The following is a 13,644-nucleotide window of genomic DNA, read 5'->3' on the forward strand; positions in this document are numbered from 1 at the left end:
GCCGGGAGCGGCGCGGCGGGAAAACAATCAGACTTTCTTGATCACGGCCTTGCCGAACAGGCCGACCGGGCGCACCGCCAGCACGGCGAGCAGCAGGATCAGGCCGGGCACGTCCTTGTAGCCGGTCGAGATGTAGAAGCCGGTCAGGGTCTCGGCGACGCCGAGGATCAGCCCGCCGACGATCACGCCGAGGCCCGATTCGAGGCCGCCGATGATCGCGACCGCGAAGGCCTTGAGCGCCAGCACCGAGCCCATCGTGGCGCCCGTGAGGGTCACGGGGGCGACGAGCACGCCCGCGAAGGCCGCCGTCATGGCGCTGATCGAGTAGGACAGGGTGATGACCTTGCGGGTGTTGATGCCCATCAGGCCGGCGGCGTCGATGTCGTTCGAGGTCGCCACCACCGCCTTGCCCCAGATCGAGCGGCGGTTGAACACCTCGACCGCGAGCATCATCAGCAGCGCGCCGGCGACGATCATCAGCTCCATCGGCAGCACCCGGACGCCGCCGAAGGTCAGGGCGGTCTCAGGGAGAGGCGAGGGGAACTTGAGGTCGTCGCGGCCCCAGACGTTCTCGGCGACGTTCTTGAAGATGATGCCGAGCGCGATGGTCGCCATGATCCACCCGTACTCGGACTTGATCTTGACCGCCGGGCGCACGCCGAGCCGCTCGACGACGGCGCCGAGCGCGAAGCCGAAGACCAGGACGAGCGGCAGCATCAGCCAGTAGCCGGTGAACGGCACCAGCGTCAGGCCGAACAGGGCGCCCAGCATCAGGGCCTCGCCCTGGCCGAAATTCAGGGTCTTCGAGGTCGCGAAGGTGAGCTGGTAGCCGAACGCGATCGCGGCGTAGATCATGCCGACGGCGACGCCGCTCGCCACGAGCTGAAGGAAGATCTGCATGGGTGAGGCTCGGGGAAGGCTCGTCTCGTCGGGCGGGCCCCGCGCGGTGGCGGGGCCCCGTTCTCAGGCGCTCAGGTCTCGGGCGCTCAGTTCGAGGCCTTTTCCTTGACGCGGACGACGCCGGCATTCTTGGCGTCCTCGTCCTTGGCGTAGACGATCTTGCCGTCCTGGACCTTGCCGAACACCACCATGTTGCGGGTGATGGCGTTGTGGTCCTTGGGCGTGAACGGCTTGTCGTAGGTGGTGACCACGCCCTCGACCTTGGTGTTCAGGTCCTCGAGCGCCGCGCGCACCTTGGCCCCGTCGGTGGAGCCGGCCTGCTTGATCGCGGCGGCCAGCAGGTAGACCGAGTCGTATCCTTGCGCGCCCGCCACCGGGGTCGGGATCTTGTTGACCTTGAAGGTCGCGTAGTAGCCGTCGAGGAACGACTTGCGCTTCGGGAGCGTCTTATCCTCGATGAAGGTCTGCGGCATGATCACGCCGTTGCCGTTGGCCCCGGCGATATCGATGAAGCTCTGCATCGAGGCCGGCCACGAGGTGATCATCGGCACCTTCCAGCCGAGCTTGGCCATGCCGTTGGTGATCTGGGCCAGCTCCGGGCCGATGCCGTAAGCCAGGATCACGTCCGCACCCGCCGCTTGCGACTTCAGCAGCTGGGGCGTCATGTCGACGTCCTTGATGTTGAACTTCTCGACCGCGACCGGCTTCACGCCCTTGGCCTTGAGGTACTTCTCCAGATCCTCGCGGCCGAGCTGGCCGTAATTGGTCGAATCGGCCAGGATCGCGATCTTCTTGAAGCCCTGCGCGATCGCCTCGTCGGCCATCATGCCGGCCTGCAGCACGTCGTAGGCCGAGGTGCGGAAGACGTAGTTGTTGTCGTAGTCGGGCGGGTTGAACTGGTTGGTGATGATCGTGCCTGTGGCGACGTTGTTGATCACCGGGATCTCGGCTTCCTGGTAGAAGCGCTGGGCGGCCAGAGCCACGCCGGTGTTGATGAAGCCAAGGGTGGCGACCACCTTCTCCTTGTTGATCAGCTCCTGGGCGACCTGGGCGCCGACCTCGTTCTTGGCCTCGTCGTCGCGTTCGACGAGCTGGAGCTGGCGCCCGAGCACGCCACCGTTCTTGTTGATCTCCTCGGCGGCGAGCCGCACGCCGTCGCGCATCGACACGCCCATCGAGGACGAGCCGCCCGTATAGGGGCCGGTCACCCCGATTTTGATCGGGTCGGCCGCCAGGGCCGGGGCCGCGAAGGCGGTCGCACAGGCGAGGGCCGCCGCGAGCGCGGTCAGGGATGAGCGCATCTGGATTCCTCCGGGGACGTTTCTTGCCGTCCCGGCCTCGGCGGCCGCGGATCGGGGTGCCGGATAGAACCGAGATTGGCAGCGCTTGTCGAGCGCGTCTTTCGATCTAGAAACCGCGATCGTCGGCCCGCACGAGGCGACGCGACGGAGACCGCCGAAGCATTGCTGCGGGCCTGCCGTCATCATCGGGGCGTCTATGGAGACGAGACCCGATGATCACCTGCTTCATCCACGACCGGATCGAACCGACGCGCGTCGACGCTTTCGAGCATTATGCGCGCTGCTGGAACACCGCAATCCCCCGCTGCGGCGCCGACCTGATCGGCTGTTTCGCGCCGCATGAGGGCTCGGCCACCACGGCCTACGGCCCTACAGCCTTCCCGACCTGGCCGCCTACGAGCGTTATCGGGCGCGCCTGCGCGACGATCCGCTCGGCCGGGAGACCTTTCGCTTCGCCCAGGCCGAAGGGTTCATCCGCCGGAAAGACCGCCTCTTCCTGCGCAAGGTCACCGGGCTGGCGGAATGAGCACCGGGCGGGAGAGCCCGGGGCGCCCTGATCCGTCGCCGGCTCGTTCTTGCCCGGGACCTGCGGGTTCGACGGCCTCGACCGTCGTCAGACGAAGCGGAAATCCGCGCTCGTCAGGTTGGAGGCGGTCACGCCCGCCAGCGTGACCGCGTTGATGCTGTCGAGCTGGATGAGCGTGTCGGAACCCGTCTGGCTCATCTGCGCCTGGACGTCGGCGAAGCTGGCGAAGGCGGATGTCGAGACCTCGATCACGTCGCCGGCCGTGAAGTCCGTCACGACGTCGTGCCCGAAGCGCCGCCCGGCGAAGGCGAAGGTATCGCTGCCCGCGCCTCCGGTGAGGACGTCGTCATCCCACCCTCCGTCGAGGCGGTCGTCCCCGCCCCCTCCGCCGAGGGTGTCGTTGCCGCTGCCGCCGGAGACGGCCTCCGCGTCGCTGCCGCCCCGGAACACGTCGTCGAAGGAGGTGAGCTGGAAGGCCTCGATGTTCGCAAAGGTATCGCCCTCGGCCTCCCATGTGTTGTTTTCGGGATTCAGCCGGTCGATCATCACGGGCACGGGCGAGGAATCGTAGCTCGCGGTGTCGTATCCGGCTCCGCCGTCGAGGCTGTCGGGGCCGTCGCCACCGATGAGCCAGTCGTCGCCGTCCCCGCCGAAGAGGGTGTCGTCGCCGGCCTGCCCGTCGATGGTCTCGTTGGCCGACGAGCCGACGAAGCGGTCGTCATGCTGGCTCAAGACGTATGTCTCGATGCTGATGAACGCGTCACCGGCCGCCTCGCCGGCGCTGTCGTCCGGATGCAGGAGGTCGATCACCACGGAGGCGGTCGCGCCGCCGAAATCGGCGATGTCGACGCCGGAACCTCCGTCGAGCACGTCCGCACCGACGCCGCCGACGAGCCGGTCGTCACCGTCCCCGCCCAGCAGCGTGTCGTTCCCGGCATAGCCGTAGACGATGTCGCTCCCCGCGGTTCCGACGAACCTGTCGTCGTAGTTCGTGAGATTAAACCGGTCGATCGAGACCAGCACGTCGCCGGCCGCGTCGCCCGTGCTGTCGGCCGGGTTCGCGAGATCGAGCGCGATCCCCCGGGTCGACGACAGGTAGTCGGCGGTGTTGAAACCGTAGCCCCCGTCGAGGAGGTCGGCGCCCGCGCCGCCGATGAGCCAGTCCCGGCCATCCCCGCCGCGCAGCGTGTCGTTGCCGCTGCCGCCGGTGAGGACGTTGTCGAGGTCGTTCCCGGTCCCGGAGAAGTCGGACGCGCCGGTATAGGTGAGATTCTCGACATTATCCCCGAGCGTGTAGGCCGCGAGCCCGGTGCGGACCTCGTCCGTGCCGAGGCTGTCATCCTCCACGACCACGTCGGAGACGTCGTCGACGATGTAGACGTCGTTCCCGATGCCGCCCGTCATGGTGTCCACGCCGAGGCCGCCGTCGAGGGTGTCGTTCCCGCGTCCGCCGTCGAGCCGGTCGTTGCCGGCGAGACCGCTGATGTCGTCGCTGCCGTCGTTGCCCGTCAGCGTGTCATCCCCCTCGGTTCCCCGGATGGGCGCCTCCGCCTCCCCGTTGACGACCAGGGTGAGGTGGCCGGTCGCCCAGGCGTGAGCCGGATCCTCGATGACGTAATCGAGAACGACCGTGCAACTCTCGCCCGGATCGAGGTAATCGAACTGCGTCGTCGGATCGAACGAGACCTGCTGGTTCTGGATCGAGGACGCCTTCTCGATGTCGGAGAGCGCCGGCGCGTTGCTGCTCCAGGTCGCCGAGCGCAGCCTGACCGAGGTGAGGGAGAGGGTGTCGCCCGGGTCGGGATCCCTGTCGTTGGCGAGGACGCCGAACGCCTTGTGCTCGTTCTCGTCGGCGGAGCCGGTCTCGTCGACTGCGGCGGTGAGCTCGTTCTCGTGCTGGCTGCTCAGATCGAGTGTCGGGTCGTCCTTGTAGATGGCGCGCAGGTTCGCCAGTCTCTGCGCGATTTCCGCACCGGAGATGGCGTATTTGTCGTGGGGAGAGTCAAATAACTCAGAAGAAGTACCATTCCACTCGTCTGTAGTATCGTCGTTGATGACGTTACTCTCTGCCTTCGGTGAGACACGAGCAGATTTATCTTTGTATATTTCGCTAGGTCCGGTGCCATCATTTGGCACATCGACAAATTCTAGCCCAAAATCTCCCGCATGATAATTTACGATACGTATTATTCTTTCCCACAACATGGTCACATCATGTGAATAATGACTGGTGTGATCACGAGCCTCAATTTCTATCAAAAGATCGTTGCGTCCGGCTGAATAATCCATATGATACATAATATAGCCATCGCGATAATCGTTCAACATGACATAAGGCGGGTCCCCGTACCAACGTACGTCTGTCATAGCTCCTGTGCCCATCGCACCTTTTAGAGTCATAAAATCTGATTTTTCACTCAAAGACTCTAATTCTGGCGCCTTATCGCCTTGCGACCACAATCGATCAGCTAGTATGACGAGGCGGTCATTGCTCGACCCTCCGACGATCGTGTCGTAACCCGGGCTCACGACATAAGTGAATCCCGTGCCGGAGAACCCGATCGCGTCCTGCGCAATGATCAAGTTGTTGGTTCCTGACCCGGTATTGACCAGATCGCTGCCCTGACCCAGCAGGATGGTGCTGTCGCTGTCGTTGATGAGGAATTCTGCATTTCTTTTTGTGCCGCGAAAATATTTCTGCTTTCCCTTCGAGGAATCATAGATGAGATCAGGAGGGAGGCTCTTAAATACGTTATCGTCGCCGCGCGTCGCGAAACTCATCAAGTTATAAAATTCTACTGGCTTGAGATAGCTGAAGCACGTACTTGTGCTCGACCCTAGCGAAGTAATTCCTGTAACAAATTCTTGCTTACCAATCTGGCAGGCTGCCGGCCCGCCGCTATCACCGCCATTAGTAGCCACTGACGCGCGAAACTGACCGTCGACACTCGTCTCTTCGAAGGTTCCAGACGAGGTACTTGTTTGACCGTATTGCGTGACAGACTTATTCTTTAGTTGCTTATTGATGCTATCGATATTAGCAAAAACTGCGAAATTCGATTAATTTGCATTCGAGATCTTGTAGTCGATTTTAAAAACAGCGAGATCATTAATAGGATATTTCTGAGATTGGCCATCCGGCAAATACGTCGATTTGAATGCTTCGTAGGGATTCCAATTTCTAATATCCTTCCAAGTGTCTTTTGCCTTCGCGCTGCCAATATATACCTCTTTCGTGACGAAGTGGCGATCATAGGATGGCAGCTTGCTTTCATCTTTCTCCTGTTTTGCGCGCTCGCTCCTCTCCCAGTGATTGAAATTATGGGACGCTGTCAGGAAATAGCCATTCCCCAGGGCAATGCAAGTACTCCAAGGCCACCTTATCCCGGGAGGTCCTTCAATGCTAATAGCTGGCGTTCCATCCATTAATGTTGCAATAGTTCCATCTGGATTATAAATATCTACGTTGAGGTCCATTTTTTGAGAAATGATTGTCATACTTATAGCTCCAAGTTGCCAGAGGTTCTTATGGCGTAAATTCTCTAGAGGCCCGCAGCGAAATCTACGTAGCCATCTCCAAGATCCTCATGATGAACTCTCCCCGATTTCCCCGTTATATCCTCAAGAGCTAATAATTTTATGCCTTTTTGTATAATTTTTACTTTGTCAGATCTTATAAGATCCAAAAATTCTTCACTCTCACACGGTGACAAGAAATGCCTTCGGGTGGGGCAGTGAATAAAGACCTCCAAATCGGATCGCCTCGTAAAAAAATGGCCATGCCATGGCAAATCGAAAATTTCGCCTTTTTTGAACGTGGCTCGACCTGGCGGATCGACTGAGGGTTTTAATTGACCTTTAGACCACTTTGGCCAGATTTCTTCAGCATTTGCGGCATTCAGCCAGATCGACGGACCTAATGTTGAAACAATTAAATAACAACAAGATGAAACTATTTTTATGCGAGTGGCGGATGATTGCGTCATGGCGCGACTCCCGTTTGAAGAATGTCCGATGTACGGCGGTGGATATTACGTAAAGTAAATCAAGAGTCAACTTAGAATTTTTTTCGTCTTGGCTGGTGCGAATGATTTTTCATAAAATTAATTAAAAATTGAATGTATTATAAAAGATAGACCGACGATATTCATTCGGGCCGCAAAGCGCGCACGGCCTGCGAAGTCGAATCCGGCGCCGGTGCGGGATGGAGGGGCCGGGAGACGAGCCGCCGCCTCGCTGGCATCGGCACGCCATCAGGGAGACGCGGCATCGGCCACCACCGCCGTGAACCGCGACGCGGCGTCGAATGCCGGTTCGGTCACGAGGCAGCCGCCACCATGAGGGCCGGGGTCACGGACAAGGGGCAAAGAGTATCACCGGGCAGACAGCAACCCCGGGACGCCTCCTCACGCAGGATCGCGCGGACGGCCTGGCTAGCGGTTTCGGTCGTGATCCGGCGTGGGTGTCTCGTCCCCGCGTGCGACGAGCGGGCGGCGCTCCCTGGCCCGGATCGCAGCAGGCCCGAAGGGACGAGGAGAGGGAGCATCGATGGACAACGTGGCTCCGGATGCAGGGCGCGTCCGGTCGTCGCCGTGCCCCGAGGAGGTCACCGTCGTTTCCGGCCTGCGAGGAGAATCCATGCAATCCGGCGACGCTCGGCCGGACCGCATCGCCGGTCGTGCGAGGGGGCTGCCCCGCCGCCTCACTCCTTCGCCGGCTCGTCCTTGGCCGGGACCTGCGTGATGCCGCCGATCACCCGCACCGGGCGGTTGCCGTCGGGCGGGGTCTTCCAGCCGCCGTCCTTGGCCTCCGGCGCCTTGGGCGGCGCGGCCTCGGCCGCGGTCCTGGCGGGCGGAGCCGCCTTCACGGGCTCGGCCTTGGGTGCCAGGGGCGGGACGAGGGCGGCGGGCGTCTCGGTCTCGGCCGGCTTGGTGCGGGCCGCCGTCCGGCGCGGCGCCTCGGGTTTCGCGCCCTCTGGCGCGGTCTCGCGGCGTGCGGCGCCACCGGTGCGGGCCGCCGCGCTATCGGGATTCATCCCGAGGGGATTCGGCCCGGCGGCGCGCGGCGCCGGCGCGGTCCGGACGGGCGCCTCGTAGGGGGGGACTCCCGGCTGGGGGGCGGGCTGCGCCGGGCGGGCGGCGACGCGGCGCTCCTCCGGGCGCCCGGCCACCGGCGGCAGCGGCTCGCCGCGCGAGAGCGGGACGGGAGCGTAGGTTTCGCCGTCGCGCCAGCCGCCATCACGGGGCGTGCGCTCGCGAAAGGCTTCCTCGCGCGGCCAGGGTCGGCGCGCCTCGGTCTCGGTCCAACCGTAGCCGGGGCGGCGGCCGCCCGGGATGGTGCCGGGAGGAATCAGCGGCGCCTCCAGGCGCTCGCGGTCGAGGATGCGGCCGGTGCGGGCATCGACGACGAGCTGCACCCGGTTGCCCCACGGGCTGTCGGCCTCGACCTGGTAGGTCTCGCCGTCGAAGCGCGGGTGGCTCATGCCGGTGAAGCCGGCCCGGCCGAGGCGGACGAGCACCGCCCGCGGCGGCAGGATCACGTCGTCCTCGATGACGACCCGGTAGCCCTGCGCCTGCGCGGGGCCGGTCAGCGCCGCTCCCGTCAGCATTGTGGCGGCGAGCGCAACGAGGAGTGCCGCGCCCGTCACGGACCGCGAACCCGTCTTCGACGGCAGTGCAGTCATCGTCCCGCATTCCCTTGTTTCCGGGGTCGTGCCGGGTGTGTGCCACCCCGCATTCCCCTCGTGCTCGGACAAGGGTCTGTTAACCGTGGGATTGAGGCGGGATTGCGGGAGCGCGGCCGTCACGCGCATCGCCTTTGGGGTAAGGACTGACGGGCGAGCGATCGCCCATCCCGAAGGAAAGCCCCATGCCCCGCCGATATCACTTGCCGCGCCTGCTGCCCGCCCTTCTCGTCGCCCTTCTGCCTGGCGCAGCTCTTCTGCCGCGCGCGGCGTCTGCCGAGGACCGCCTGCCGACGATCCCGCCGGCCCAGTACAGCCCTGAGCAGAAGCAGGCGGCGGAGGCGTTCGAGGCCGCCCGCAAGGTGCCGGTCTTCGGGCCGTTCGAGCCGCTGATGCACTCGCCCGAGGTGATGTCGCTGGCGCGCTCGATGGGCGACTACCTGCGCTACAAGCCGAAGATCGGCACCACGCTGTCGGAGCTGGTGATCCTGGTCAATGCCCGCCACTGGACGCAGGATTACGAGTGGTACGTCCACGCGCCGATCGCCCAGAAGGTCGGCATCGCGCCCGAGACGATCGCGGCGATCCGCGACGGCCGCCGTCCGACCGGCCTGCCGGACGATCAGGAGACAGCCTACGACTTCACCAGCGAGCTGTTGCAGAACAAGCGCGTCTCGGACGCGACCTTCGCGCGGGCGGAAAAGCTGTTCGGCAAGCCGGGAATCGTCGATCTCACGGCGGTCAGCGGGTACTACACCTTCCTGGCGATGGAGCTGAACGTCGCCCGCTACGCGCTGCCGAAGGACGGCACGAAGCTGCCGCGCCTGCCGGAGTGACGGTGGCAGCCCCGCGGATCACGCCCGCGGGGCTCGAAACCCCCTACGTCACGACCGACGGCTCCGTGCGCCCGGTCTGCTGCGCGATTCCCGCGATCGCCTCGGCGGCGGCCACGACCGGGGCCAGCATCTCGGCGGTCGGCGCATCGAGCCGGTCCTGCGAGAAGCGCTCGAGATAGACCCGCAAGGTCGCCCCGACCGTCCCGGTGCCCGACAGGCGGAAGACCACCCGGGCATCCTCGCGGAAGAGGATCCGCACGCCCTGGCGCGCGGTCACCGAGCCGTCGACCGGGTCGGTATAGGCGAAGTCGTCCGCCGCCGCGACGGTCAGCTCGCCGATGCGCTGCCCCGGCAGCCCGGCGAGCTTGTCACGGAGCGCGCTCATCAGCCCCTCGGCGGCGGCGCTCTCCACCTCCTCGTAGTCGTGGCGGGCGTAGTAGTCGCGGCCGTAGGTCGCCCAGTGGTCGCGCACCACCTGGTCGGCGCGCTTGCCCGTCGCGGCGAGCAGGTTGAGCCAGAGCAGCACCGCCCACAAGCCGTCCTTCTCGCGCACGTGGTTCGAGCCGGTGCCCGCGCTCTCCTCGCCGCACAGCGTGATCCGCCCGGCATCGAGCAGGTTGCCGAAGAACTTCCAGCCGGTCGGGGTCTCGAAGGCCGGGATGCCGAGGGCGGCCGCGACCCGGTCGGCGGCGCGGCTCGTCGGCATCGAGCGGGCGATGCCCGCCAGCCCGCCACGATAGCCCGGCGCCAGGTGGGCGTGGGCGGCCAGGATCGCCAGGCTGTCGCTCGGCGTGACGAAGAGGCCGGGAGCGACGATCATGTTGCGGTCGCCGTCGCCGTCGGAGGCGGCGCCGAAATCTGGCGCGTCCGGGCCGGTCATCAGCGCCATCAGCTCGTGGGCGTGGACCGGGTTCGGGTCGGGGTGGTGGCCGCCGAAATCGGGCAGCGGCTCGGCATTCACCACCGTGCCCGCCGGGGCGCCGAGGCGCCGCTCCAGGATTTCTTTCGCGTAGGGGCCCGTCACCGCGCTCATCGCGTCGAACCGCATCCGGAAGCCGGAGCGGAACAATGCCGCGATGGCGGGGAAATCGATCAGCGTCTCCATCAGCGCCGCGTAATCCGCCACCGGGTCGATCACCGTGACGGTCGCGTCGCCGAGAGCCACGTCGCCGAGCGTGTCGAGGTCGAGATCGGCCGCCTCGACGATGCGGTACTCGGTGATCGCCTTGGTGCGGGCGAAGATCGCCTCGGTCACCGGCTCTGGCGCGGGACCGCCGTTGCGGGCGTTGAACTTGATGCCGAAATCACCCTCGGGCCCGCCCGGGTTGTGGCTCGCCGAGAGCACCACGCCGCCGATCGCGCCGTATTTCCGGATCACGCAGGAGGCGGCCGGGGTCGAGAGCAGGCCGCCGCGGCCGACCAGGATGCGCGAAAAGCCGTTGGCCGCCGCGATCTTCAGGGTCGTCTGCACCACCTCGCGGTTGAGGAAGCGCCCGTCGCCGCCGACCACCAGGGTCGTGCCGGCCCGGTCGGGCAGGCAGTCGACGATCGCCTGGATGAAGTTCTCCACGTAACCAGGCTGGCGGAAGACCGGCACCTTCTTGCGCAGGCCCGAGGTGCCGGGCTTCTGGTCGGGAAAGGGCTGCGTGGGGACGGCCTTGACGGTCATGGGGTCTCGTCTCGGTGGAGGCGCAAGGTCGGCCGGACCGTTGCCGGCCGGCCCCTGACCCTGGCTTATGCCGCCTCCCACCGCCGCCGGCCAGCCCGCACGGCCGGATTCACCCCCCTCTCCCTCACGCGGCGTCCTCGTCGGCCGGCGGCCGGCCCTCAGTCAGGTGGCGGAAGGTCGCGATCGGGGCCGGGCGGCCGAACAGGTAGCCTTGCGCCTCCTGACAGGCCTCCGCACCGAGGAAAGCCAGCTCGGCCGAGGTCTCGACGCCCTCGGCCAGGACCGGCAGCCCGAGGCCGCGCCCGAGGCCGAGCACCGTGCGCACGATCGTGGCAGCCTGCTCGCTGGTATCGACCGAGCGGGTGAAGGAGGAATCGATCTTGATCTTGTCGAACGGGAAGGCGCGCAGGTTCGACAGCGACGAATAGCCGGTGCCGAAATCGTCCATCGCGATCCGCACCCCGAGCGCCTTGATCCGGCGCAGCGTGGCGAGCGCCCGCGGCAGGTCGCGGATCAGCGCCGTCTCGGTGATCTCGAGCTCCAGGCGGGCGGGCGCGAGGCCGGTGGTGAACAGCACCTCGTGCACCAGCTCCGAGAAGCCCGGGGCGTGGAGCTGGACCGCCGAGACGTTGACGGCGATGCGCAGGGGTCTCTGCCAGGAGGCGGCCTCGCGGCAGGTCTCGCGCAGCACCCACTCGCCGATCTGTAAGATGCTGCCGGTCTCCTCGGCGATCGGGATGAACAGGTCGGGCGGGACGGTGCCGCGCTCCGGATGGTGCCAGCGCAGCAACGCCTCGAAGCCCACCGCCTCGCCGGTGTCGATGCGGGTCTGGGGCTGGTAGACGACCCTCAGCTCGCCGCGCTCGACGGCGTGGCGCAGGTCGTGCTCGAGGGAGCGCCGCTCGCGGACCTGCACCCCCATCCGCGCCTCGTAGAAGCGCAGGCGGCCGCGGCCCTCCTGCTTGGCGCGGTAGAGGGCGGTGTCGGCCTGGATCATCAGGGTCTCGGCCTCGACGCCGTCATGCGGGAAGAGCGCGATGCCGAGGCTCGCCGCCGCGATCGCGCCGGCCGGCCCGGTCTCGGCCTGCCGGAGCGCCGCCAGGATCGCCTCGCCGAGCGCCTCGGCACCGGCCGCGTCGAGGTTCGGCGCCAGCACGGCGAATTCGTCGCCGCCGAGCCGTGCCAGCATCTGGCCGGGACCGAGCACGGCGGTGATCGTCGCGCAGACGGCGCGCAGCAAGCCGTCGCCGGCGGCGTGGCCGAACAGGTCGTTGACCTCCTTGAAGCGGTCGAGATCGGCGCAGAGCACCGCCAGCGGCCGGTCGGCGGCCTGGGCGAGCGCGAGTTCCTGCGCGAGCCGGGCGTTGAAGCGGGTGCGGTTCGGCGCACCCGTGAGGGCATCGTGGTGGGCCAGATAGGCGATCCGCGCCTCGGCGCGCTTGCGCGCCCGCAGGTCGCGCACCGCCAGGGCGGCGTGCGGGCGGCCGGCGAAGTCGATCACCCGGCGGATCACCTCGACCGGCACCTGGCTGCCGTCATGCCGGCGCAGCTGCGCCTCGGGCGTCTCCGCGGCACCGGTGGAGGCCGGCTCGGCGAGGAGGCCCGAGAGGGCCACCCCGGTCAGCGCCTCGGGCCTCAGGCCGACGAGGTCGGCGAAGCTGTCGTTCACGGTGACGATCCGGTCGCCGTCGCAGACCACCAGCCCCTCGACGGCGGCGTTGGCGAGCCCCCGCATCCGGTCGCCCTCGAGTGCCGAGCGGCGCTCGTCGCGCAGGTGCAGCCACAGGCCCGCGAAGGCCAGGAGCAGGATCGTGATGCTGGCGAGCGCCACCGCCACCGCGAGGATCTCCGCCGGCACCGCCGTGCCCGACAGGGCGACCGACGGGTCCGGCGCGATCATGGCGGCGCTCATCGCGGTGAAGTGCAGGCCGCAGATGCCCGCCACCATCAGGCCGGCGCCGGCCAGCTTCGCCCGGACCGAGCTGGCCCGCAGGGTCGTGGCGAGCGCCAGGCTCCCGAGCCCGGCGCCCGCCGCGAGGGCCGCGAGGACGAGGCCCTTGTCCCAGGTGACCCGGCCCGCCACCTCGAAGGCCGCCATGCCGGTGAAGTGCATCGCGCCGACGCCGAGGCCGATCTGCGCGCCGCCGATCCAGGCCGCGGCGGGCAGGCCCGGCCACAGGGCGATCCAGAAGCCGGCCGCCGCCATGCCGATCGCGATCAGCAGGGACAGCCCGGTCAGGCCGAGATCGTAGGCGGAGGGAATGCCGGGCGAGAAGGCCAGCATGGCGATGAAATGCGTCGCCCAGATCCCGGTCCCGCCCGCCAGGGCGGCGGTGGCGAGCCACAGCCGGCGCTCCCGGCCGGCATTGACGCGGGCATGGTCGAGGAGCGTCAGGCTTGTCGCCGCCGCAAGGTTGCACACAACCGCTGCGAGCATAACCAACTTGAGGTCGTGATATCCGGCAATACAATCGTAGAGGGTAGCCACGACGTTCGTCTCGCGCTCTAACTCTTTGTGGCATCCCAAGTGCGCGGGCTTTGGTGAAGATCTCTGTTATTGCCTGGCCGCAACCGACGCTTCTCGGGCGCGTAGTGAATTCCGTCCTAACACGGGTGGTCGCCATGCGCGCTCGCGCCTTGGCGGCTGTCCTCTGGCGGCTCCCCTCGGCTGCTCCCCTTTGGCCGCTCCCCCTTGGCACCCGGCCCCCCCCGCACGATATCCGCCCTCG

9 protein-coding genes and 2 pseudogenes are annotated in these 13,644 nt (G+C 66.5%); 2 read left to right on the forward strand and 9 right to left on the reverse strand.

What is annotated here, in order from left to right; all coding sequences use genetic code 11:
* Window positions 1-27: 27 nt before the first annotated feature.
* Window positions 28-900, reverse strand: coding sequence for a branched-chain amino acid ABC transporter permease (locus DA075_RS21305; RefSeq protein WP_099954922.1), 873 nt, complete (start codon window positions 898-900; stop codon window positions 28-30).
* Between the two features lie 86 nt (window positions 901-986).
* Complete coding sequence (locus DA075_RS21310; protein WP_099954923.1) at window positions 987-2,201, reverse strand: ABC transporter substrate-binding protein; 1,215 nt, start codon at window positions 2,199-2,201, stop codon at window positions 987-989.
* A 212-nt stretch (window positions 2,202-2,413) separates the two neighbouring features.
* On the opposite strand from DA075_RS21310, the pseudogene DA075_RS21315 reads away from it, so the two are divergent.
* Window positions 2,414-2,727: pseudogene (locus DA075_RS21315) on the forward strand (NIPSNAP family protein).
* Window positions 2,728-2,814: 87 nt separating this feature from the next.
* On the opposite strand, the gene DA075_RS38185 reads toward DA075_RS21315, so the two are convergent.
* The 5 genes and pseudogenes from DA075_RS38185 to DA075_RS21325 form a co-directional block, all read right to left on the reverse strand.
* Window positions 2,815-5,508, reverse strand: coding sequence for a calcium-binding protein (locus DA075_RS38185; RefSeq protein ID WP_123834379.1), 2,694 nt, complete (start codon window positions 5,506-5,508; stop codon window positions 2,815-2,817).
* Window positions 5,509-5,562: 54 nt separating this feature from the next.
* Window positions 5,563-5,763: pseudogene (locus tag DA075_RS38605) on the reverse strand (trypsin-like serine protease); the annotation flags it as partial.
* Window positions 5,764-5,787: 24 nt separating this feature from the next.
* Entirely contained in the window at window positions 5,788-6,225 is a 438-nt protein-coding gene (locus tag DA075_RS36060) for a hypothetical protein (RefSeq protein WP_123834381.1), read from the reverse strand.
* 44 nt (window positions 6,226-6,269) lie between these two features.
* On the reverse strand, window positions 6,270-6,713 hold the full coding sequence (locus DA075_RS36065; RefSeq protein ID WP_123834383.1) for a hypothetical protein: 444 nt from the start codon (window positions 6,711-6,713) through the stop codon (window positions 6,270-6,272).
* Between the two features lie 716 nt (window positions 6,714-7,429).
* Window positions 7,430-8,410 (reverse strand): hypothetical protein, encoded by a 981-nt coding sequence (locus DA075_RS21325; RefSeq protein ID WP_244936265.1) that lies wholly within the window; start codon window positions 8,408-8,410, stop codon window positions 7,430-7,432.
* A gap of 185 nt (window positions 8,411-8,595) precedes the next feature.
* On the opposite strand from DA075_RS21325, the gene DA075_RS21330 reads away from it, so the two are divergent.
* A complete protein-coding gene (locus tag DA075_RS21330) occupies window positions 8,596-9,246 on the forward strand; it encodes a carboxymuconolactone decarboxylase family protein (RefSeq protein ID WP_420813065.1) in 651 nt (216 codons plus the stop codon).
* A 43-nt stretch (window positions 9,247-9,289) separates the two neighbouring features.
* On the opposite strand, the gene DA075_RS21335 is transcribed toward DA075_RS21330, so the two are convergent.
* Together DA075_RS21335 and DA075_RS21340 are read right to left on the reverse strand one after the other, a co-directional pair.
* Entirely contained in the window at window positions 9,290-10,915 is a 1,626-nt protein-coding gene (locus tag DA075_RS21335) for an alpha-D-glucose phosphate-specific phosphoglucomutase (RefSeq protein WP_099954928.1), read from the reverse strand.
* Between the two features lie 124 nt (window positions 10,916-11,039).
* The gene (locus tag DA075_RS21340; protein WP_099954929.1) at window positions 11,040-13,403 is read right to left on the reverse strand and encodes a sensor domain-containing diguanylate cyclase; all 2,364 of its coding nucleotides are present in this window, start codon (window positions 13,401-13,403) and stop codon (window positions 11,040-11,042) included.
* Between the last annotated feature and the right edge of the window lie 241 nt (window positions 13,404-13,644).

Source organism: Methylobacterium currus, assembly GCF_003058325.1.
Taxonomy (GTDB): Bacteria; Pseudomonadota; Alphaproteobacteria; order Rhizobiales; family Beijerinckiaceae; genus Methylobacterium; species Methylobacterium currus.

Coding starts and splice junctions, on each gene's coding strand:
- DA075_RS21310 (WP_099954923.1), bottom strand. CDS start 2,201: ATGCGCTCATCCCTGACCGCGCTCGCGGCGGCCCTCGCCTGTGCGACC.
- DA075_RS36065 (WP_123834383.1), bottom strand. CDS start 6,713: ATGACGCAATCATCCGCCACTCGCATAAAAATAGTTTCATCTTGTTGT.
- DA075_RS38185 (WP_123834379.1), bottom strand. CDS start 5,508: ATGAGTTTCGCGACGCGCGGCGACGATAACGTATTTAAGAGCCTCCCT.
- DA075_RS21335 (WP_099954928.1), bottom strand. CDS start 10,915: ATGACCGTCAAGGCCGTCCCCACGCAGCCCTTTCCCGACCAGAAGCCC.
- DA075_RS36060 (WP_123834381.1), bottom strand. CDS start 6,225: ATGACAATCATTTCTCAAAAAATGGACCTCAACGTAGATATTTATAAT.
- DA075_RS21330 (WP_420813065.1), top strand. CDS start 8,596: ATGCCCCGCCGATATCACTTGCCGCGCCTGCTGCCCGCCCTTCTCGTC.
- DA075_RS21305 (WP_099954922.1), bottom strand. CDS start 900: ATGCAGATCTTCCTTCAGCTCGTGGCGAGCGGCGTCGCCGTCGGCATG.
- DA075_RS21325 (WP_244936265.1), bottom strand. CDS start 8,410: ATGACTGCACTGCCGTCGAAGACGGGTTCGCGGTCCGTGACGGGCGCG.